This window comes from Streptomyces sp. AB3(2024), assembly GCF_041862025.1.
Taxonomy (GTDB): Bacteria; Actinomycetota; Actinomycetes; order Streptomycetales; family Streptomycetaceae; genus Streptomyces.
Window position 1 is genome coordinate 1 of record NZ_JBGWAB010000068.1, and the last position, 21236, is coordinate 21236.

At 70.6% G+C, this 21236-nt stretch carries 19 protein-coding genes; 11 read left to right on the forward strand and 8 right to left on the reverse strand.

Annotation, left to right across the window (positions count from 1 at the left end):
- Positions 1 to 185 precede the first annotated feature (185 nt).
- From ACEPPI_RS24225 to ACEPPI_RS24265, 9 genes are all read left to right on the forward strand, one after another.
- On the forward strand, positions 186 to 1256 hold the full coding sequence (locus ACEPPI_RS24225; protein WP_373917358.1) for a fatty acid desaturase: 1071 nt from the start codon (positions 186 to 188) through the stop codon (positions 1254 to 1256).
- A gap of 115 nt (positions 1257 to 1371) precedes the next feature.
- Positions 1372 to 2481 carry an inosamine-phosphate amidinotransferase 1 gene (locus tag ACEPPI_RS24230; protein ID WP_373917359.1) on the forward strand — a complete coding sequence of 370 codons (1110 nt, stop codon included), beginning with the start codon at positions 1372 to 1374 and terminating at the stop codon, positions 2479 to 2481.
- 78 nt (positions 2482 to 2559) lie between these two features.
- Entirely contained in the window at positions 2560 to 3849 is a 1290-nt protein-coding gene (locus ACEPPI_RS24235; protein ID WP_373917360.1) for a hypothetical protein, read from the forward strand.
- Positions 3846 to 4676 (forward strand): DUF3865 domain-containing protein, encoded by an 831-nt coding sequence (locus ACEPPI_RS24240; RefSeq protein WP_373917361.1) that lies wholly within the window; start codon positions 3846 to 3848, stop codon positions 4674 to 4676. Before ACEPPI_RS24235 ends, ACEPPI_RS24240 begins: the two co-directional genes overlap by 4 nt.
- On the forward strand, positions 4676 to 5110 hold the full coding sequence (locus tag ACEPPI_RS24245) for a GFA family protein (protein WP_373917362.1): 435 nt from the start codon (positions 4676 to 4678) through the stop codon (positions 5108 to 5110). The genes ACEPPI_RS24240 and ACEPPI_RS24245 overlap by 1 nt, the downstream gene beginning before the upstream one ends.
- Positions 5111 to 5222: 112 nt before the next feature.
- The gene (locus ACEPPI_RS24250; protein WP_373917363.1) at positions 5223 to 6089 is read left to right on the forward strand and encodes a dimethylarginine dimethylaminohydrolase family protein; all 867 of its coding nucleotides are present in this window, start codon (positions 5223 to 5225) and stop codon (positions 6087 to 6089) included.
- A gap of 100 nt (positions 6090 to 6189) precedes the next feature.
- The gene (locus tag ACEPPI_RS24255; protein WP_373917364.1) at positions 6190 to 7464 is read left to right on the forward strand and encodes a cation:proton antiporter; all 1275 of its coding nucleotides are present in this window, start codon (positions 6190 to 6192) and stop codon (positions 7462 to 7464) included.
- Positions 7461 to 8030, forward strand: coding sequence for a nitroreductase (locus ACEPPI_RS24260; RefSeq protein ID WP_373917365.1), 570 nt, complete (start codon positions 7461 to 7463; stop codon positions 8028 to 8030). Before ACEPPI_RS24255 ends, ACEPPI_RS24260 begins: the two co-directional genes overlap by 4 nt.
- A 317-nt stretch (positions 8031 to 8347) precedes the next feature.
- Positions 8348 to 9310, forward strand: coding sequence for a class I SAM-dependent methyltransferase (locus ACEPPI_RS24265; protein WP_373917366.1), 963 nt, complete (start codon positions 8348 to 8350; stop codon positions 9308 to 9310).
- A 124-nt stretch (positions 9311 to 9434) separates the two neighbouring features.
- On the opposite strand, the gene ACEPPI_RS24270 is transcribed toward ACEPPI_RS24265, so the two are convergent.
- The 7 genes from ACEPPI_RS24270 to ACEPPI_RS24300 form a co-directional block, all read right to left on the reverse strand.
- The gene (locus ACEPPI_RS24270; protein WP_373917367.1) at positions 9435 to 10757 is read right to left on the reverse strand and encodes a transcriptional regulator; all 1323 of its coding nucleotides are present in this window, start codon (positions 10755 to 10757) and stop codon (positions 9435 to 9437) included.
- A gap of 102 nt (positions 10758 to 10859) precedes the next feature.
- The gene (locus ACEPPI_RS24275) at positions 10860 to 11039 is read right to left on the reverse strand and encodes a hypothetical protein (protein WP_373917368.1); all 180 of its coding nucleotides are present in this window, start codon (positions 11037 to 11039) and stop codon (positions 10860 to 10862) included.
- Between the two features lie 244 nt (positions 11040 to 11283).
- A complete protein-coding gene (locus ACEPPI_RS24280; protein ID WP_373917369.1) occupies positions 11284 to 13104 on the reverse strand; it encodes a glycoside hydrolase family 15 protein in 1821 nt (606 codons plus the stop codon).
- 250 nt (positions 13105 to 13354) lie between these two features.
- Entirely contained in the window at positions 13355 to 14488 is a 1134-nt protein-coding gene (locus ACEPPI_RS24285; RefSeq protein ID WP_373917370.1) for an HAD family hydrolase, read from the reverse strand.
- On the reverse strand, positions 14485 to 15714 hold the full coding sequence (locus tag ACEPPI_RS24290; protein WP_373917371.1) for a cytochrome P450: 1230 nt from the start codon (positions 15712 to 15714) through the stop codon (positions 14485 to 14487). The genes ACEPPI_RS24285 and ACEPPI_RS24290 overlap by 4 nt, the downstream gene beginning before the upstream one ends.
- A 181-nt stretch (positions 15715 to 15895) precedes the next feature.
- Positions 15896 to 16423 carry a hypothetical protein gene (locus tag ACEPPI_RS24295; RefSeq protein ID WP_373917372.1) on the reverse strand — a complete coding sequence of 176 codons (528 nt, stop codon included), beginning with the start codon at positions 16421 to 16423 and terminating at the stop codon, positions 15896 to 15898.
- 194 nt (positions 16424 to 16617) lie between these two features.
- Positions 16618 to 17853: a hypothetical protein gene (locus tag ACEPPI_RS24300; protein WP_373917373.1), complete on the reverse strand. Its 1236-nt coding sequence runs from the start codon at positions 17851 to 17853 to the stop codon at positions 16618 to 16620.
- Between the two features lie 935 nt (positions 17854 to 18788).
- Between ACEPPI_RS24300 and ACEPPI_RS24305 the strand changes: the two genes are divergently transcribed.
- Both ACEPPI_RS24305 and ACEPPI_RS24310 read left to right on the forward strand, forming a co-directional pair.
- A complete protein-coding gene (locus ACEPPI_RS24305; protein WP_373917374.1) occupies positions 18789 to 19877 on the forward strand; it encodes a Tat pathway signal protein in 1089 nt (362 codons plus the stop codon).
- 60 nt (positions 19878 to 19937) lie between these two features.
- Positions 19938 to 20438, forward strand: coding sequence for an SAM-dependent methyltransferase (locus tag ACEPPI_RS24310; protein WP_373917375.1), 501 nt, complete (start codon positions 19938 to 19940; stop codon positions 20436 to 20438).
- Positions 20439 to 20487: 49 nt separating this feature from the next.
- Here ACEPPI_RS24310 and ACEPPI_RS24315 read toward each other — a convergent pair whose 3' ends face one another.
- Positions 20488 to 21078 (reverse strand): DUF6624 domain-containing protein, encoded by a 591-nt coding sequence (locus ACEPPI_RS24315; RefSeq protein WP_373917376.1) that lies wholly within the window; start codon positions 21076 to 21078, stop codon positions 20488 to 20490.
- Positions 21079 to 21236: the final 158 nt, after the last annotated feature.

The following is a 21236-nucleotide window of genomic DNA, read 5'->3' on the forward strand; positions in this document are numbered from 1 at the left end:
CACCAGCGGCCAGCGGGAGCGCTTCACCGGCCGATGTCCGGAGGCGATCCTGCTCTCCCGCCACCTCACGGCCGTCGAGGGCGCCCGCAGCAGACGCGCCTCCCGCAAGCCTGCCGTGCCGCGGCACGGCCGAACCCCCGGGTGCCGGACCGGATAGAGCATCAGACCCTGCCAGGAGGAATCGGATGAGCAGCCGAGCTGCGCGGGCAGCACGCACCCCGGCGCCCCCACGCCGCACCCGCTACGGCACCGGCGCTTCGGGGCCGGCCCGCCAGGTGCTGGGACGAGAACTGATCGCGGAACTGGAGGGCCTGTGCGGCCGCCCGACGGTCGGCCTCCTCGACGTCCTGGTCGACGTCGCCTCCATCGCCCTGACCGCCGTGCTCGGCGCGTGGCTCGGGCACGGCATCGGACCGGCGTTGGCCGTCTGCTACATCGGCGTACGGCAACGGCACCTGTCGAACCTGGCCCACGAGTGCGTTCACGGAAAACTGGCGGCCAGCCGCCGGATGAACCGGTGGATCGGCTACGCCCTGACCGCCCTGCTCGGTGACGGGTTCCTGCCATACAAGATCACCCACGGCATCCACCACGCCGAGCTCGGATCGGCCCGCGACCCCATGTTCCAGTCGTACCTGGCCGGCGACATCCGCCGGGCCGGGCCGGAGCCCACCCGCCGGGAGTTCGTGCTCAAGGTGATCGTCCGCAACGCCCTCTTCCGCCTGCCCAAGAACGCGGGGCGCGCCCTGGTGACGAAGGCGCCGGAGGAGACCTGGCGGGCACCGGCTGCCCGAGGCCTCTTGTGGGGTGCTGCCCTCACCCTGTGCTGGCCCATGGACGCGGTGGGCGCGTTCCTTCTGTACTGGCTGGTCCCGCTGGTCCTGGTCCGCCCGGCCGTCACGTGGATCACCGACCTCGGCAACCACGCGGGGCTGATCGAGAACCAGGACCTGCTCCTGCAGACCCGCGGCTGGTCCTCGCACTGGCTCACCCGGCACCTGCTCGGCGGGCACCTCGACGACATGAACCACCCCATCCACCACCTGTGCCCGCAGATTCCCTTCCGCCGGCTGCCCGAGGCCACGGCCATGGTGCGCCGGGGCCTGGACCGGTGGTCCGAAATCCCCTGGTGTAGCGGCTTCTTCTTCCGCCGCCGCTCGACACCCGATCAGCGGTGCGTGATCGAGGACATCATCGCGCGCCTCGCCGCCGCTCCCGCCCGCCCTACCGCCCCGCACACGGCCAACGCCGCCTAGCCGCCGCGCAGGACCCCTGTCCGACTCACCGTCCGAGCCGCTGCGGGCCCCGCCTGCACGCGCCTGCCCCGGCTGCCGACCTGCTCGGCAGATGCCGCCAAGGAGGCGGCCCGCCATGACCACTGCCCTGCCCGTGAACAGCTTCGACGAGTGGAGCACGCTCCGCGAGGTCGTCGTCGGCCGCGCCGACCACTACAACGCGCACCACGTCGATGCCTCCTTCAAGCTGTTCTACTTCGACAACGTCGCGGCCGACACCGCGGCCGGCCAGACGCTCCTTACGATCCCGCAGCAGTACGTCGACGAGCTCAACGAGGACGTCGAGGGCCTGGCCGCGGCCCTGGCCGCCTGCGGCGTCACCGTCCACCGGCCCTCCGCCCCGGGCAAGGACGTCGACATCCGCTCGCCGTACTGGGACGCGCGGGCCACCCCGGCCCTCAACGTACGGGACAACACGGTCATCCTCGGTGACACGATCGTGGAGACCGCCCCGCACGTCCGCGCCCGGATCTTCGAGAACGACCAGCTCAAGACCATCTTCCAGCGGTACTACACGGCCGGGGCGCGGTGGGTGAGCATGCCGAGGCCCGCGCTGGCCCGTGGCTCCCTGGACACCGCCTACTTCGACAAGCAGGGCATCGACGTCTCGGCCGTCATGGACGCCGACACGGCCCTGCCCATCGACGGCCTCGACCTGGAGATGATCTTCGACGGGGCGCAGTGCATGCGCCTGGGCGCGGACGTCCTGGTCAACGCCGCCAACGCCAATCACCGGTTGGCCCTGCGGTGGCTGGGCGAGGTGATCCCCGGGCTGCGCTTCCACCTCCTGGACGGGATCGCCGACAGCCACATCGACAGCGTCGTGGTGCCGCTGCGCCCTGGGCTGATGCTCCTGCGCGCTCCGGAGTACCTCGACTACCTGCCCAAGGCCATGCAGGCGTGGGACGTCATCTACCCGCCTCAGATGGACGAGTCCGCGTTCCCCGACTACAGCAGCTTCGGCTTCAACATCGCCAGCCGCTACATCGACATGAACGTCCTGTCGATCGACGAGAACACCGTCGTCGTCAACTCGCTCTACCCCGAGCTGATCCGGGTCCTGGAGGGCCGCGGCTTCACGGTCGTCCCCGTAGCCCACCGCCACCGGCGCCTGGCGGGCGGCGGATTCCACTGCTTCACCCTCGACACGGTCCGCTCCGGCGGCCGCGAGGACTACCTGAGCTAGCGCCCCCGCCCCCGCCCTTGGGCGGCGCCTTCCCGTTCGCCGGCTGCACTCCCGCAGCGCTGACCGTCAGGAGATCGCGTGAACACCCTCTGGCCTCCCTCCCGCGAGTTCTGGAGCCGGGAGTTTCCCGAAGCGACCAGTAACCGGACCACCCCGTACCTGTTCAAGGGGATCATCCCGTCCTCCGCCGCCAGCCCCCAAGACGCCCTGGACGGGCTGGAGTCGCTGCGCCGCGCGCACGTCGCCGGAACGCAGCACGCCGCGCGGGCCCGCGTGTACGTCGGCGAGGACCGGCACGACGAGCTCATCGAGACCGTCCTGGCCAAGGAAGGCTGGGACGACGGCGAGTTCGTGCCGTGGATGCAGACCCTCGTCGGCGCCAAGCGCTTCAGTCTCGTCCTCAACAACCTCGAGACCGCCTCCCCCCAGCTGGCCGCCGGTCTCGGCGAGTTCCTGCGCTCCCTCTACGAGGGCTGGGGCGTGCCCATCGGCGGCGCCGAGCAGGTCGCGTTCGCCGGAAACTACTCCGGGACCGCCTTCGGGGTCCACGAGGGCGCCGAGGACGCGTTCCTGTGCCACCTGGGTCCGGGCGTGAAGGACTTCTACTGCTGGTCGCAGGAGGACTACGTGCGCCTCACCGGCAGTACGGCTCCCCTGTTCGGGGACTACCAGTGGCTCCTGCCGCACGGTGAGCGCTTCGTCATGAAACCCGGCGACGCGCTCTTCCTGCCCAAGAGGGTCTTCCACGTCGGCCGGCAGGATGACTTCAGCGTCTCGGTGGCCGTAAGCCTGTACACCTACCCCGACGACCGCATCCTGCGCCTGTCCGTCCTCCCCGAACTGCTGGAGCAGGTGCTCGGCGAGGACCCCGACAACCCCATGGGCACGCAGTCGCCCCTGCACCCCGCCGCCGCGGGCAGCGCCCCGGCCGCCGCCCGTCTCACCGAGCGGGCCCGCACCGCCCTTGCCGCCGCTGGCGAACAGCTCGAGCAGGCGGTCGCCCAGCACGTGGAAGGCCGCTGGATGGAGCTGGAGAGCAACGGGGGCTGGGAGAAGGTCGCCAGTGACCTCGGCCGCATGGAAGCGGCCGCCGTGTTCGACGTCGCCCAGCTGCGGCCCGGCAAGGCGGTGGCCATCCCCGCCCCCTACCAGCTGCGGATCACCGGCCCCCAGCAGGCGTACCTGCGAGGCGTCGCTGTCACCTGCGACACCACCCCCCTGACCGAGGCCATGGTCGACGCCCTCAACACGAACACGCCCACCGCCCTCCCCGACGACGATGCCGTGCACGAGAGCCTCGCCGCGCTCGGCGCCACGGGCGGCATCCACGTCATCACCGGCCCGAACGCCCCGGAGGCACGCGCATGAGCACCGGCACTTCCCTCGTCGACGCCTACCTCAAGGCCAACCCCGAGACCCGGATCGCGATCGCCCGGACCCTGCAGGGCACCCTCACCGACGGCACCGTGCTCGTCGACAGGCACCTCAAGCCGATGATCGACACCGTGTACGGGCAGATCCGCGACCTCGTCGCCCCCGAACAGCTCACCGCGGCGCAGGCCCGGATGTACATCGAGGAGCTGTCCGTCTTCGCCCGCTACAACGCCGCCTACCTCCGCCAGGCCACCGCCTCCGTCGCGGGCTACTGCCCCGCCCTCGCACACGAGCTCTACCGCAACTTTCTGGAGGAAGGCGGTGAGCCCGGCAAGGTACCCGCGCACTACGTCCTGTACTCCGCCGCGCTCCTGAGCGACCTGGACCTCCTCGTCGTCGGCCACGTCCCGGCGCCCGAGACGCTGATGCTGATGTCCCTGCACGAGCGGATGGTCAACTCGCATCAGCCCAGCAGCATCGCCGGCGGCTACTACGCCACCGAGGGCGTCGCCATCGCCGAGACGGAGATCCTGCGGGAGATCACCGACCGGTACGGCGAGCTGACGGTCGGCGTGAGCGGCAGCAAGCTGGAGAAGCTCGACTTCTACTACCGCCTCCACCTCGACGACGACCACGAGGCGGCGCAGGTCGGGGGACTGAGCGTGGAGGCCGCCCACATCGAGGGCCTGGCCTACTTCCTTCGGAAGAGTGAACTCTTCCACCTGGACCTGGCCCAGGCGCTGACCGGCTTCCTGGAGATCCTCAAGGGAATGGCACAGTGGTGGGCCCAACTGGCCGATCGCGCAAAGGACATCACCTGATGAACGCCACTGCTGCCGAGGACACCGAAGAGCGGATCGTGCGGACCGGAGGCTGCCGCTGCGGCCTGATCCGCTTCACCCTCACGGGCCTGGCGGACTACCCTCACACCTGCAGCTGCCCGGACTGCCAGAAGCTCGGCGGCGGACCCGTGATGTGGTGGGCCGGCTTCCCCCACGACCAGATCACCTGGTCCGGCTGGGACAAGATCCGGTGGTTCGAAACCTTCAAGGGTGAGGCCAAGCGCGGATTCTGTCCCGACTGCGGAACCCGCCTCGCCGCGATCGACAGCGACATCCCCGACCTCGGCATCAACGTCACCGCCCTGGACGACACCACCGGCGCCGACCTCGTCCCCGTCAACCAATCCTTCCGCGAGACGGCCGTGCACTGGCTGCCCCAGGTACCGAACGCCCAGGCCAGCACGACCGGCTGACACAGGAGGCCTGGGTGTCCGACGTCCTGACCGGCCGGACACCCAGGCCCTGCCTGGGCACCGCGTGCCGCTGCGGCCCTGCGCCCGAACCGCCCAGCCCAGGAGACCCGCCGTGCTCATACCCCAGGCCACCACCGAATACGGAACCCTCCGAACCGTCGCCATGCGCCACGCCGGCGACCACGTCCGCGACCTCGCCGACCCTCACACCGACCCGGTCTTCGACCGCCAGCAGGCCACCAGCACCTGGAACGACTACCGGCCGAAGACGGTCCGCGCCCAGCAGGACGCCCTGATCCACCTGCTGCGCGACCGCGGCACCGAAGTGATCCTCCTGGAGGACGCCTCGGGCTGCACGGCACAGCACTACCCACGCGACCTCGGCTTCGTCATCGACCACATCCTCGTCCTCGCCCGGCTCAACTCCGCACACCGCCGGCCCGAGACCGACGCGCTCACCCGGCTCTTCACCGACAGCCCCCATGTCGTCCACCTGCCTGAGGGGACCATCGAAGGCGGCGACGTCGTACTCCACGCCGGAACCGTCCTGGTCGGCCTCAGCGAGGAGACCTCTCCCGCGGGGGCCCGAGCCTTGCAGCGAGCCCTGATCGCCGGCGGTATCGACCGGGAGGTCAGAACGCTCTCCTTCAGCGTTCCCGGGATCGTGCACCTCGACGACCACTTCAACATCGTCGCCCCCGGCACCGCGCTCATCCACCGCACCGTGTTCCCGCCCGCCGAACTCGATTGGATCGAGCAGCACTTCGACCTGATCGACGTGAGCGACGCCGAGGCCCTGGCCGTCCAGGCCAACGTCTTCGCCATCGCCCCGGGAACGGTCGTCGTCGCCGCGGGCAGCGACCGCATCACCGCGCAGCTCGCAGCGCGCGGCATCGAGGCCCTCACCGTCGACTACTCCGAAGTCACCCGCGTCCCCGGATCCCTGCGCTGCACCACCCTCCCGCTCATCCGCGACTGACCCGCCCCGGCCCTCACCGCGCCCGGCCGGCAGGCCGCCCGTACCCACGACCTGTGCCGGGCCGATGAGCACTCATGCCCCCGGAACCTTGGAGCTCTGCGTGTCCTCCCCGCTGGTGTCCCTGCTCGTGGCCGTCCCCGCCGTGGTACTCGCCTGCCAGGCCGCTGGCCGGGCCGTCCGCTACATCGGACAGCCGCCCGTCATCGGCGAGATCCTCGCCGGGATCCTGATCGGCCCCTCTCTGCTCGGCTGGCTCGCCCCCGGCATCCAGCAGCACCTCCTCCCGCCGTCCGTCCTCCCCATTACCTCCGCTCTCGGCAGCCTCGCCCTGCTCGCCTTCCTCTTCCTGATCGGCCTCGAGCTCGACCTCCGCTCGCTGCGCACCGCGCGCCGCTCCGTCATATCCGTCAGCCTGGGCGGCCTGCTGCTGCCCCTCGCCCTGGGCAGCGCGCTCGCCACCGCCATGTACCCCCACCTGGCGCCGCCCGGCGTGGACCGGCTCCCGTTCACTCTGTTCGTCGCCGTCGCGCTGGCCATCACCGCGTTCCCCGTCCTCGCGCGGATCCTCGCCGACCGCGGCTTGGAAGCCACCCCCCTGGGCACCTTCGCCATGGCCTGTGCCGCCGTGGACGACGCCCTGGCCTGGTGCCTGCTCACCGCCGTCATCTCCCTGAGCATCGCCGGGACACCGACGGCCGCCCTGACCACCCTCGCCCTGGCCACCGCCTTGGCCCTCGCACTCACCCTCCTGCGCCGGGCACTCGCCGCGGTCCTCACACGGGCCGGGCGCACCTCCGACGACCTGGTGCTCGCGCTGCTCTTTGCCGGCCTGTGCCTGACCGCGTACGCCACCGACCGCATCGGCGTTCACCCGGCGGTCGGCGCCTTCCTCTTCGGTGCCGTCACCCCCCGCCGCCTGCCCGCCGTCGAACGCGGCGCCGCACGCCTGCGAGCGGTGTTCCTGCCGCTCCTGCTCCCGCTGTTCTTCGTGGACACCGGCCTGCACACCGACTTCTCCGCCCTCCCGGCCGGCCAGTGGGGCTGGGGCGCGGCGATCCTGGCGGTCGCGGTCCTCGGCAAGTGGGGCGGAGCGGCCGGCGCCGCACGCCTCACCGGCTCCGACTGGCGGTGGTCGGCAGCCGTCGGCACGCTGATGAACTGCCGCGGCCTGACCGAACTCGTGGTCCTGGGCATCGGCCGTCAGCTCGGCGTCATCTCCGATCAGCTCTTCACCCTCCTGGTCATCATGGCCGTCATCACCACCGCGGCCACCGCCCCGCTCCTGCGCCGCCTGACCGGCCACGACCCTCGTATGTCCCCGCCAACGCGGGAGCGTGCACGCGCAGATGACAAAGCGCGGGAGGCCGCCGGATGAACCCGGACCCGGTCCTCGACGCAGTACTCACCCGGCGGAGCATCCCCGACCTGACCGCACCCGCCCCCACCCGCACAGAACTCGAAGAGCTCGTCCAGGCCGCCGCCACCGCACCCGACCATGGCCGGGTCAGGCCCTGGCGGCTGATCCCCGTGACCGGGGACGAGCGTTCCCGCCTCGGCGAGGCACTCGGTGAAGCCACGCCCCCGGAACAGGCCCACCGCGCAGCCGCCAAGCCACTGCGCGCCCCACTGCTCCTCACCATCGTTCACTGCCCCGTACCCGACCACCCGCGCGTACCCCCGTGGGAGCAACTGGCCGCCACCACCGCCATGATCACCACCCTCTCGCTGCTCCTGCACAGCCGCGGCTGGGGCTCGATCTGGCGCACCGGCACCGCGATCGAAGCACCACAGGTCCGCAAATACCTCGGCCTCGACGACGGCGAGCAGCTCTTGGGCTGGCTCTACATCGGAACGCCCCTACGGCCTGGCACCGTCCGGGAGCGCTCGCTCCTTGACGCCCGAACCAAGATCAGCTGGGCGTACACCACCGACAGCCAGTGAACGGACCAGCCCGCTGGCACCGCGCCCGGCCTGCTCGCGTTTTGGCCGCATCACCACTGCGATCTCACCTCACCGGAATTTGCCCCCGAGGGCTGCGGGACAGCTCTCGACGCACACCATTCCGCCGGCCGGGAATCCACGGCAGTCCCGGCCGGCGTCACCGAAAGGAATGACGAATGAGGGAAGTCAGAGAAGTCGAAGCGAACGGGAAAAGCGTGCACGTTCTGGTGAGCTCGGAGCCCGAACGATCGGACCGGGCCTCCCTGTGGCCCAGCGTCGGGGAGTACCCCATCTACGACCCGTACCTCTACACCACCATGACGACGGACGAGGAACGCAACAAGAGGTTCCGGGCCGCGCTGGAGCGGCTGGCGCCGGGCAAACACGTCCTGGACATCGGGACCGGGCAGGACATCCTGTGGGCCCGGGAAAGCGTGCGGGCCGGAGCCCGGCAGGTCACCGCAATCGAGGTAATCGAAGACACCTTCCGCCAGGCGGCAGCGAACCTCGCCTCCTACGAGCTGCAGGACCGGGTCACACTGCTGCTCGGCGAATCGACCGGCCTGGAGTTCGCGCCCAATGCCGAGGTGTGCGTGGCTGAGATCATCGGCTCCCTCGCGAGCGCCGAGGGCGCCGCCGCCGTTCTCACCGATGCCCGGCGTAGGCACCTGGCACAAGATGGCGTGGTCGTGCCGCACCGGGCCGTCACGCTGGCCTCCGCTGGATGCCTCTCCGACATTCTCGGCGAGCAGCACGTGGCATTCTCGGCCGAATCCATCCCCTACCTCCAGAGCATCTTCAACTGGGCCACGGCACCGTTCGACGTGCGCCTTCGGATCGAGAATGCGTCACCAGATGCACTGGTCTCCGACAGCGCCGCGATCGAATCTCTCGACTTCAACGGCACCCTCCACACCGAGCAGCAGACGACTACGCGGCTGACCATCCAGCGCCCGGGCAGGATCGACGGCGTACTGACCTGGCTCCAACTCTGGTGCCTGCCCGATGAAGACCCCCTCGACGCACTGCGGATGAAGACCAACTGGGCCTCGATTTACTTCCCGCTGTTCCAGACCCCCGTGCCGGTTGAACCCGGCGACACCCTGGATCTGACGTTTGGGTCGACCCTCAGCGCAGATGGTGTCCACCCGGACTACCAGGTGTCCGCCACGCTGCGCACGGCAGACGGGCACGCGCACCGGGGTTCCCTGGAGTCACCTCATCGCGGGGGGCCCTTCAGGGCGCAGCCGGCGTACCGGCTCCTGTTCCCGGCCGCCTGACACACCTCGCGGGAGAGGCCGGCCACGACCGGCGGGCCGCCTGGCCGTCCCGCCGCGACTCCTCCCCAGACTCCGCGCCGCCGCTGCCACCTCTCCGGGCTGACAGCGGGCGCCAGCGGCGTGTCTAAAAGTTGTCGAGGGGTTGGCCGGCGGTGAGCCGTGTGATCCTCGCGGTCAGCCGCCGGCTGGCCAGCGTCCGCGAGGCCTCCTCGGCTCGCTTGGCCTTCTGCTCGTACACGGCGATGTCCCCACTCAGCCGGGCCAGCTCCGCACCCGTGATCAGCAGTTCCACCCGGTCACGTACGCGCTCGCACGGCATGCCCTCGGCCTCCTTCAACGCCAGCAGGCCCGCGTCGACCAGACCTGCGCCGGCGAGCGCCCACGCCGCCTGCGCCTCCAGTTCGAACCGGTCGAACCACGACAGCCAGTCCAACGTCGAGGACCCCTTGGCCCGTTCGAAGCCGTCCCTGGCGCGCGTGACCGCGGCGATCGTCTGCTCCGGATTCTTGTTGAAGGCCCACGCCCGTGCCTCGGTGATGGCGGCGTAGGCCCGCACCATCGGCGGCGCCCCCTCACCGGCGAGGACGGCACTGCGTGCGTGCGTGAGGACTTCCCGGCGGTCGCCCTGAGCCGCGGCCAGCCGGGTCTGGTGGATATGTACTCGCGCGATGCGGGCGTGGTCACCGACCGCTTGTGCCAGGCGCATCGCCTGCAGGTCATAGCGCTGTGCGAAGCCGGGGAGTTGATCGTCGTACGCCATGCTGGCCATGGCGAGCACCGCGTCCGCCACGCTGCCGTAGAGCCGCTTGCCCGCCTTCGCTGAGAAGGATCCGTTGAGCAGCGGCACGGTGTGCATGGCCAGGAAGGCGGCGAAGACCGCGCGGAACTTGCCGCCACCGTGCTGCCCATCGAGAGCGCCGTAGAGCCTGGTCTGGTCTTCGAGGAGCGTGATGTCCGCGGCCGTCACCTTGTAGGTGCCGCGTCCAGCGATCTCAGGGTCGGGCGGCATGACGAGGGCTTCCCGGGAAGCGAGTCCGAACACCCCCGGGAAGAACGTGCTCTTGATCAGGGTCGGGTCACGCAGAGAGTCGATCTCCCACAACTTCGCCAGCGTACGGGTCGTGTGCGACAAGTCCGCGTACTGCAAGGACTCGGTCGCGATGTCCGTGGTGTCCGCCGGCCACCCCAGGCTCTGCGGATTGACCTGCTTGTTCAGCGCGGACGACAGCACGTGGCAGGCGGCGGCCGCGAGGGCCGGGCTCGGTGTGGTGTCGCCCGAACACCATCGCGCCACCGTGCTCGGTGCGACCGTGTGCGGCAGGTTCACGGCCTGACAGTGCGCGAACACCCGACGCGCAAAGCCCCTCACCGACCAGTTCAGCTGGACCAGGTGCTTGTGTATCGCCTCGTTGCGACCATTGCCCTTCGCCGCACCGGACCGCGCCATGGCTACCTCACAAGTCGAGTCCGATCAGGTCATTGCCTTCCGGACGCCGCAGGACCGGCGTCGCGCGGATGAGATCCCGAGATCACGGCGGCGGGTCGGGCGTCATCCCGGGCTCCGGCTGAGGGTGGCGGGCATGTCCGCGAGGTGGCGGACAGGGGAGGCCCGCAGCGCGAAGGCTGTTCCCGCGAGGATGAGGGTGCCGGTGAGCAGGGTGGCCCACACCCCGGCTGCGGAAACGAGTGCGCCGGCGGAGGGGGCGGCGAGGGGCCGGCTGCCGGCCACGAGCCAGGTCGCGGTCTGCTGGGTCCGGGCCTGGAACGTCCCGCCCCGCCTGATGACCCGCTCCCGTTTACCGCGGTCCCGGCGGGGCCGATCCAGCGGGCGGGTATGGCGAGGTTCCCGTCGGTGTGGAACCCGGCTGCTGCCCGTGCCGCCATCCGCTCCCGGTGCGCCGATGCGGCAACCAGTGGCAGGCCCGAGGCGAGCAGGTACAGGGCGTACAGGATCTCGGTCAGACGGCCGGGCATCAGAGGGCCCTCTCCGCTTGTTCGTGGGCGGCGAGTTCGAGAATCGAGTCGCACATGGCGACGTGGCTGAACGCCTGCGGGAAGTTGCCGACCTGCCGCTGCTCCGTGGGGTCCCACTCCTCAGCGAGGAGCCCCAGGTCATTGCGGAGCGCCAGCAGCTTGTCCAGGAGGGTGCGGGCCTCGTTCGTGCGGCCGCTCAGGGCGAGGGCGTCGACGAGCCAGAACGAGCAGGCGAGGAAGGCTCCCTCGTCGCCCTCAAGTCCGTCGACGCCCGGCGCGGAGCCAGCGGTGGGGTAGCGAAGGAGGAACCCGTCGGGGGTGGACAGCTCGTGCTGGACCGCCCAGATCGTGCCGATGACCCGCGGGTCGGTGGGGGGAAGGAAGCCGGTCTGGGGGAGAAGGAGCAGCGACGCGTCCAGCTCCGTCGATCCGTACGACTGGGTGAAGGTGTTGCGTACGGGGTCGTAGCCGTTGCTGCAGACTTGGGCGTGGATGGTGTCGCGCAGGTCCCGCCAGCGCTCCAGGATGCCGGGCGCGATGGTGGCGTCGCCGGATTCGACGAGTGTGATGGTGCGGTCGACGGCGGCCCAGGCCATGACCTTGGAGTGGACGAAGTGGCGGCGTGGGCCGCGGATCTCCCAGATGCCCTCGTCCGGCTGGTCCCAGACCGTCTCCAGGTATTCGACCAGCTTCACCTGGAGGTGGGCGGCGGTTTCGCCCGGGCCGAGTCCGGCCTGCCGCGCCGCGTGCAGGGTCATGGCGACCTCGCCGTACACGTCGAGCTGGAGCTGGTGGGCGGCGCCGTTCCCCACTCGGACCGGACGGGAGTCCTCGTAGCCGGGAAGCCAGTCCAGCTCGACCTCGCCGAGCGACCTTTCGCCCGCGATGCCGTACATGATCTGCAGGTTCTCCGGGTCGCCGGCCACCGCGCGCACCAGCCAGGCGCACCATGCGCGGGCCTCCTCGCGGTAGCCGGTGCGCAGCAGCGAGGAGAGGGTGATGGCGGCGTCGCGCAGCCAGGTGTAGCGGTAGTCCCAGTTCCGCACGCCGCCGATCTCCTCCGGGAGGGAGGTGGTGGGCGCGGCGACGATCCCGCCGGTGGGCGAGTAGGTCAGGGCCTTGAGGGTGATCAGGGAGCGCAGGAGTGCGTCGCGGTAGGGGCCGTCATAGGTGCAGTTCGAGCTCCACTGCGACCAGAACTTCTCCGTTGTCTCGAGGGCGTCGCTGGCGTCGGGGACCGGGGGCGGCGCCTGGTGGGAAGGCTGCCAGCTGAGGACGAAGGAGACGCGCTCGCCGGCGCGGACGGTGAAGTCCGCGTATGTCGCCTCGTCCTGGCCGTATGTGGTGGCCGCGGTGTCCAGCCACAGCGAGTCGGGTCCCGCGACGGCGTGGAGACGGCCGTCATTGGTGGTGGTCACCCAGGGCACGATGCGCCCGTAGCCGAACCGCATCCGCAGGGCACTGCGCATCATGACCGTGCCGGTGATGCCTTCGATGATGCGGACCGTCTGGGGGGTGCTGTCGCGCGGCGGCATGAAGTCGGTGACGCGAACTCGCCCGGTGGGGGTGTCCCATTCGGATTCGAGGATCAGGGTGCCGGGCAGGTAGCGGCGCCGGGCCGCCGACGGCGCGGGCCGGTGACTCGGGTGGGCGGGGCCGATGCGCCAGTAGCCGTGCTCCTCGGTTCCGAGGAGGTGCGCGAAGACGGCGTGGGAGTCGAAGCGCGGCAGGCACAGCGAGTCGATGGCTCCGTCGCGGCTGACCAGCGCTGCGGTCTGCATGTCGCCGATCAGTGCGTAGTCCTCGATACGCGCGGGCATAGAGCAGTCCTTCTGCGGAGCGCCGACCGGCCTTGGAAGGCTGGGGTCGACGTGAGTGAATGTTCGGGTGGTGGTGCGGCTCTGCCGGGCGGCGCGGGCGGCGGGACGTGCTGGCGGGTGACCGGGTCAGCGGGGCATCTCGGAGGCGGCGACGAAGACCGCGAGAAACAGCAAGAACACTGCGGCCCGGTACCTGTTGAGCGTGGAGATACGCCGGGCGCGCGGACGGCTGGGACGCGGCCGCCGGGCGCTACGCGACGGCAGGAAGCGGGGCATGGGCGTGCTCGCGGAGCAGCTCGACCGCATCGAGGACGGTGTCGACGGTGTGGTCGGGCACCGGGGAGGTGGCCGGCCGTGCCCGGCCGCCGGCGATCCACACCGTGCGGAGCCCTGCCCGGCTGCCACCAGACACGTCCGCGTCGAGGTCATCGCCGACCATGAAGCCGGAACTGGTGGCCAGGGCGTCGAGGGCGATGCGGTACAGGCCTCGGTGCGGCTTGCGGATGCCGTACTCCCCGGAAATCGCGACGACTTCGAAGAGGCCGTCAAGGCGCGCGGTGCGGAGCTTGAGGCGCTGCGCGGCGGGGTCGCCGTTGGTGATCACCCCCAGGCGCCATCCGTCGTCGCGCAGCGACCGGAGCGCCGTGCAGACCTGCGGACGGTGGGGGACGAGCTCGGCGGACCGCTGCCGGTACTGAGCATGGAGGCCGGCGATGGACCCCTTGATGTCGTGCCTGGCCTTCAGGTCGGCGAAGAACTCGTCCCTGCGGCCGGCGCAGCGCACCTCGGCGGCCTCCACCTCTTCCGGCGTGATGCCGTATCGGGTGGCGAACTCGCCAGCCCACCGGCGGAAGCCGGTGGCCTGGTCGGTGAGCGTGGCGTCCAGGTCGAAGAAGGCGATCTTGGGAAGCTGCATGGCGGGCTGCTCCAGGGGGCGGGCGTGAGTCGGCGGTCGGGAGGTAGGGCCGTCGTTCAGGCGGTGCCGCTTGGCGAGGTTGGCCAGGACGGCGTGAAGGAGGAGGGGCGCGGTGTAGATCCGGCCTTGCCTCCAGCGGATCCATCCCGTGGCGGCATCGGGCCGGGGCGCGGGCGGCAGCGTGAGCGTGGCTCCGGCGCCGAAGTACCGCGACGGCGCGGGCCAGGCGGGATCGCCGGACCCCTCAGGTAGGAAGAACCCCCACGCGTCGCCCGAGGCGAAGACCGCGCCGACCGCGTGCAGGCCAGCAAGCTCGTCCAGGCGGGCGACGGCCTCGCGAGCGTGACTCTCGGGGACGAGCACGACGTCGAGACCGTCCAGGAGCACCGGCCCTGGCCCGGCCAGAGTCAGCGAGTCCGCCAGCAGGGCGGCCCCACCGTCGACGGGTTGATCGCCGCGGGCATTCATCGAGGACTCTCCGGAGGGGACATGAGCGCGGGCTGGCGTGCGCCGGTGCACCGTCCGGCGGTGCTGACGCTGATGGGCGCTGTCGTGTGGCCGCGGAGGACGTGGTTCTGGGCGCGGACGGGGGCACTGGCTGGCGACAGCGTGGTGCAGCGCTCGGCGAGCGCTCGCAGAAGAGCGCGGGCCTGCATGAGGGCGAGGTGGCTGCCAGGGCATGCGTGCGGTCCGGCTCCCAGGGAGAGGTGCTTGTCGGCACCGGGCCTCCGCAGGTTGTAGTCGTCGGCGGTCAGTCCCCACCTGCGGGGGTCGCGGCCGGCGGAGCCGAGTAGCAGCCACACCCGCTCGCCGGCCTCCAGCCGAATGCCGCCCAGGTCGACCGGCTCGGTCACGAGCCGGCCGAGCCCCTGCATGGGAGCGTCGAGCCGTACTGCCTCGTGGAAGGCCGCTTCGGCACGCGCCGGGTCTTCACGGAGCTGGAACCACTGCTCCGGGTCATGGGCGAGCTGGATGATCGTCCCGGCAAGATCGAGGATCGTCGAGTCGATGCCGGCCACTGCATACGCAGAGGCGAGCGGTATGGCCTCGTGTTCGTCGATCTTCCCGGCGGTGACGGCCTGGAAGATCGCTTCCATCCAGGATCCTCTTCGCACGCTGCCGCGGGTAACGTTCTCGTGGAGGAAGGCCAGCATGGCCCCTGCGGCAGGCAGCCCCGTAGGGCCGCAGGTGTTCTCCGGGCCGAAGGCGTCGAACGGCGTCAGCCCGAGCCCGTCCAGCACGGGCACGCTGCTGCTCTCCGGCAGGCCCATCAGCTCCATCACCGTGCCGACGGCCATCGCCCGGGCCAGCTCCACCGCATCGAACCCCGCCCCGCCCGTGTGCTCCGCAACCAGCCGCCGCGCCCGCTCCTGTATCTGTCTTTGCCGGCGGGCGACCGCTGTGGGCGCGAGCCGACGCGACAGGACCCGGCGCAGCCGCGCGTGCTGCTCACCGTCGGACGCCAGGATCGTCCCGGCCAGCTCGGTGAGGGCCCTCCCGCCCTCGGCCCGGAACAGGTCGGAGGCGCCCAGGATGGAGCGGACCTCGTCGTAGCCGGGGACCGCCCACACGCCGTGGCGCTCCAGCCGGATGGCCGGCCCCATGAGGCGCATCGCCTCGTAGACCGGATAGGGGTCCGCGAGGACCCGCTCGTCGAAGAGGTCGAGGGAGGAAGTGGGCGCGGTCGTGGGCATCGCTGTCTCCGGTGGTATCGGTCAGGTGGTGCGCCGGTGGCTGTGCGGGGTGGTCTCCGCTACCGGATCCCCGGCTCGGTCCGCAGTGGGTCGAGGGTGGTCTCGGCGAGGGGTACGTGGGCCTCGTGCGGTGGCCGGTCCCGCGCGGCGGTGTCAGGTTCGCCGCACGGGACCGGCGGCTCTAGGTGGTGTTCGAGGAGTGCGCGATCTGGTCGACGCACAACAGCCGGGCCCTATGCCGGTGCAGCCACCTTCTGATCTCCTTGGCCTGGCCAGGCTGGTCATCCAGGTGGTGGCCGGAGGGCGAAAGGTCAGAGGCGGACCGGACCACGAGCAGATGTACCCGTCCTTCCTCGACGTCGCGCCGCAGGCGAGCGAATTCGGGCCGCTGGTCGACAGGCCACCCATGCGTGGCGACGTCGTGGCGACGTATGGCGATGTGGCGGCAGTACGGTGCGCTTGCAGCCTCAAGCCGCTGGTGCTCGTCCCAGGGAGGCTGCTCGGTGTCCAGGTGGACATACGTTGCGGCCACGCTGTGCCGGGCCAGGAGGTTGCCCGTGATGCGCACGGTGTTCTCCAGCGCCTTCAAGAAGGCCGGCGCCGGGCAGGAAGGATCGGCCGGTTCCATCTGCTCCAGCCACACCTGAGCGTCGGTGATCGCCAGCCCCAGCTCCTGGCTGACCGGCACCGCGTCGAGGTAGTACAGCACCAACCGCAGCTGCCGGCGAAGGTCCTCGACCCGCTGGGCCCGAAGGTGTGCCTCACGGTCCGGCGCCCCCGAGGAGGCCTGCCGATGAGCAGGGCGGGCGACAGTTCCCGCCGCGCAGCCGGACTCAACCGCCTGCCGCGATACTCCCGCTCGCCATGACCGCATCATGCCCGGCTGCCGAGCATGCGTTCCGCTCACCGCTCCCCCCTGGCGTGCAGCTCCAGCGGCCGGCCACCAGCGCCATGGTGATTAGCACCAGCCGCGCCTCGGACAGCCCTGGCGTTCGCTCGCAGCCCGTGGCTCGCGAAGCCAACCTCGCCTCTGGGGCTGTCCGTCCGCAGCCTCGTGCCCGCCGGAGCCGCTTTGGTGGCCGTCTCGTCGCCCGAGGCGCTGTGGTGCTGCGGCTCGTCGAGCACGGGAGGTCGGCGAAGGAGCCGTTCGGGGAGGTGGAGGATGGCGCGGACACCGCCTTGATGGTTCGGGTCCAGCCACGCCTGGAAGCCGTGTCGGCGGGCGAGGACACCGACCGCGGGTAACCCAAGCTGCGTGCCCAGCGCGGCAAGTGGCAGCCGGTACTGCCCGGGCAGTACGGCGGCCGCCCGTTCATACCCGTCGGGGCTCAGCATGGGCCCGAGGCTGTCGACCACCACGGTGAGGCCGCCCTGCACGGCCGTGGTCCACACCGACACCTGGCTGGCGGGGGTCGAGTGGCGGGCCCCGTTGTCCATGAGTTCGGCCAGGGCGATCGCGATCGGCTCGGCCACCCGGCCCCACACGAAGTCGCTCCTCGTGTTGGTGACCTTCACCCGCTGGTAGTCCTGAACGCGGGACTGCGCTCCGCCCAGAACGTCCATCAAGGGCAGGTCGGGGCGACGGCTGCTCACCTCGTCGCCCATCAGGATGCCGATGATGTGCATCCGCTGGCCCATGAGCGTTGCCACGTGGTCGACAGCGAAGGCGTGCGCGAGAACCTCCTCGTCGGCGACCTTCCCCAGAACGCGGACCATCTCACTCTGCTGGTGCGCTGCCAGGGTCAGCAGCGGCCGCAGCAGGTCCTTGACCTGGGCATGTGCCGACTCTTCAGCTCGGTTCTCGGCGTCGCGGGCGAAGTCAGCGGTCTGCCGTAACGCCGCCTGCAAGGCTCTGCCGAACGACGTGGAGGCCAACTGTGGATGCAGCAGCTGGCCGGCCTGCGTCAGGTCGCCCGAGCCGGGCGCGGCCATGAACGCGGGCAACCGGACTGCGGACAGGTGTCCAGCCTCCTGATCGCGGAGTTCGATCTCCCGGGCGAGGGATGAGGTCTGGGACCGGCTCGCCTGGAGGGCCTGGTTGGCTCGGTTGGCCGCCCGCCTGAAGTACCAGGTGGCTGCGGAGGTGGCAGCCAGGCCGGCCGGTGCCGCGATCAGCACCACATCGTGCAGGACTGCCATGTCAGTTCCTCACGGACGAAGGGTGGAATACGAAGGTCAGGGAATTCCGGGGGTGAAGCGGTGTCGGGATCGAAGGGGCGGACCGGCTGCCACGGGGCGTATCTGGGTTTCGCGGCAGCCGGGACGGCGCGGCGCTTGCGGTGCGCTGCGTATCGCTGACGGCTTCCGGGCCTGGGCAGCGGCGGCTGCGCTGCGCCCAGTCCCCCAGAGATCGGAAGCCGAAGCCCACGGGCGAGCCCCGGGCCACACGGCGAAGGGGAAGGCCGTGTGGCAATGGGGCCCGGGTCTATATGGCCGGAGGTCCGGTGTCGTGCAGAACCCCCAGTGCGGCTTGCTCCCGGCCCGGCCAGGGCCGGGGACCCACCGAGGAGAGGCTTCTCCGCCAAAGCGGGACCGGACTGCGTCCTGCGGATGCCGCTACCACGCGCTGTCTCCGATCGCTGATCAGACAGGAGAAGGGCAGCCAGGTGCTCAGCCGCTGGATCCTCCACTCTGGGGCGGAGTCGCCAAAACCCCATCAGTTCAGTGCCGTTGAGGAATATCGTCTTGCCAAGAGCAAACCTTCTCGGCAGCGGCACGGGTATCCCCAAGTGCCGGTGGACCCTGCCAAAGGTGCCAAAGATCCACTTCATGCTGAGGGGCTCACCGTGAAGCGACCACGCAACGACCTTCTGGCGGCGGTCATCAAGGAAACAGGCTGGTCCCAGGCTCAGACGGCAGCACGCTTCGCGGAGGTCGCCGCGGAGAGCGGAGCAGAGGCTCTGCGCGCTGTGGGGCGCTCGCACGTTTCGATGTGGGTGCTGGGCACTCGGCCGGATGACGAGGCCACCCGTATCTTGTGCGAGACGCTCTCCCGCCGCCTGGGCCGCGTCGTCACGCCGGCGCAGATCGGGCTCGCCCCGCTCCAGCCCGCACGGCCGACGGCCCCCAGGTGGATGGACGTTGACACTGTGGCCGCGCTGGTAGATCTCGGGGACGACACCATGGATATGACCCGTCGGCAGGTGCTGGCGTACTCGGCGGCCGGAGCCGCCCTGCCACCCGACCACTGGTGGGAGGAGACACTCGACCGGGCCCAGAGCCGTTCCGCAGTCTCGCGCCAGAGCGTCACTCCTGCCCACGTCCAAGCCGTACAGGCCGCGATGGGGCACCATTCTCGCCAGGACCAGCTCCTCGGCGGCCGTGCCGGCAGCTCGGCGCTGACTGCCTACCTTCGAGCTGACGTCGCCGACTACCTGGCCCGCCGGTTCCCTTCCGAGAGCCTGCGCCGCGACATGTTCGGCGCGGCCGCGGAGCTGGTCTACCTGTCGGCGTGGATGGCGTTCGACTCCTCCGACCATGGGGCCGCGCAAACACGCTTCAACCTCGCCGTGAGCATGGCGGCGGAGGCAGGGGACGGCCCGTTGGCCGGGCACATCCTGCGCGCCGCCGCCCACCAGGCCGTCGACCTCCACCACCCCAAGCGGGCGCTGGAACTCGCCGACGGCTCGCTCGCCCAGCGCCGCTACGCGCAGGCCAGCCCACGGGAACGGGCGCTGCTCGGCGTCGTCCATGCCCGTGCCCTCGCCCTGTCCCGTCGGGACACCGAAGCCCGTGCCGCCCTGCACCGGGCCGCCGAGGATCTCAGCAACGCCCGGCCCACGGACGAACCAGCCCGGGTCTTCTTCTTCGGCGAGGCCAGCCTCGCGCACGAGACCGCCTGCACCCTCCGGGACCTGGGAGACCTCCGCGCAGCCGAGAAGGAGTTCGAACACAGCGTCCGTACCCGCGCGCTGCCGTTCGCCCGCACCCATGTGGTGACGCTGGGCTACCTCGGTGCCGTCCAAGTCAGACAAGGGCAGGTCGAAGCAGCGTGCGCTACTTGGTCCCGAGCCCTGGACTCCATGGACGGCATTGCCTCTGGCCGGGTCCAGGACACGGTCGTCCAGATGCGCCGGGCCCTGCGTCCCGTCCTCGCCCGAGGGGGCCGCGTGGCCGCCACGTTGGACCAGCGCGCCGACGAGATGCTGCGGAGCGTAGGGTGATCGCGCCACGGCACGGGGAGTTCGGCGCGAGGGCCGGACGGGGGGATTGAGGGAGCGGGCATGGTCGAGACCGAGACGTTTCAGTTGAAGTCCATCGCCACGGTGATCGACGGTCATCGCGACGTGGCTGACGACTACCAGGGGGAGGTGGAGTCGATCATCCGGTTCCACGACGAGTACCCCGTGGAGACACTGCAGGGCCTTGAGGAGTTCTCCCACGTTCAGGTCGTGTGGAAGATGCACAAGGCGAAGCCGGAGGACGTCGAGCTGCACGCCCGCAGCCCCAGGGGCAATCCGCGGTGGCCGGCGACGGGCACCTTCGTGCACCGCAACCACCGCCGGCCGAACCAGGTGGGCATCTCCCACCCGAAGCTGGTGCGAGTGGAGGGACTCGACGTGGTCGTCACGGGCCTCGACGCAGTGCACGGCACGCCTGTGCTCGACCTGTCCCCCTGGTTCCCGCAGATGGGCCCCCAGGGTGAGGTGCGTGTGCCGGCCTGGGTCGACGAGATGCTCACCAAGTACTGGGCTCCGGCGGAAGGGCGGCCTGCGAAGCAGTAGCAGGCCCTCAGTCGGGGCGGCGTGGGACAACTGGACTGGGAGCATCAGCTCAGCCCTCCGCCGATGCGCGGCGCCCGCTGGTGGGTGTCGCGTCGCCGCGCAGACGCGCCCTGTACGACTCCAGCACTTCCCCGAGCGGAGCCAGGCCCACCGCCATCCGACGCTCGTCCACGTCGTGGCTGCTGGCGATCGGATACGGGCGGACGGTGATCGGATTGATCTGGGTGCCGAACTGCTGGGGCAGGCTCCAGGCGACCGCGACCCTATCGGCGATGAATGCGAACTGGGCCGCAGGGCATGCCCGGTCGGCCACAACTGCCTCGATCAGGTCCCTGCAACGGGTCTGGAACGCGAGGTTCTCGCAGACCAGGAGGAGTTGCAGACAGTACGCCGAGGGCTCCTGGCCGACCATAGGCACGGTGGGCCATCCATGGTTGGCGACGATGTCCTCGAGCTCACGGGCGTGCCGGAGCTGGAGCCGACGCAGTGCCGCCCGCCGGTTCCCGGCCGGCAGGAGGGCGATCGCGTGCTGTAGAGCAGACTTCTCGGCAGCGGCCATCTCCATCAGCCGCTGCTGCAGGGGCTCGTTCAGGCGCGCCAGATCCGGCTTCTCTGTCGCGGCCGGCGTAGTGGGGGTCATCGGGCGTCCCCAGCGAGGTCACGCATCTTCGAAGTGGCATGGGCACGCGGTCGCGCGTGGTCGAGGCCCGGCGGGCTATCCGAAGGGGTACCGGGAATCGCCCGCGTGAGACTGTCGGCAGGCGGCGGGGTGGGTCCCTGGCTATGAGCAGAGCGGGC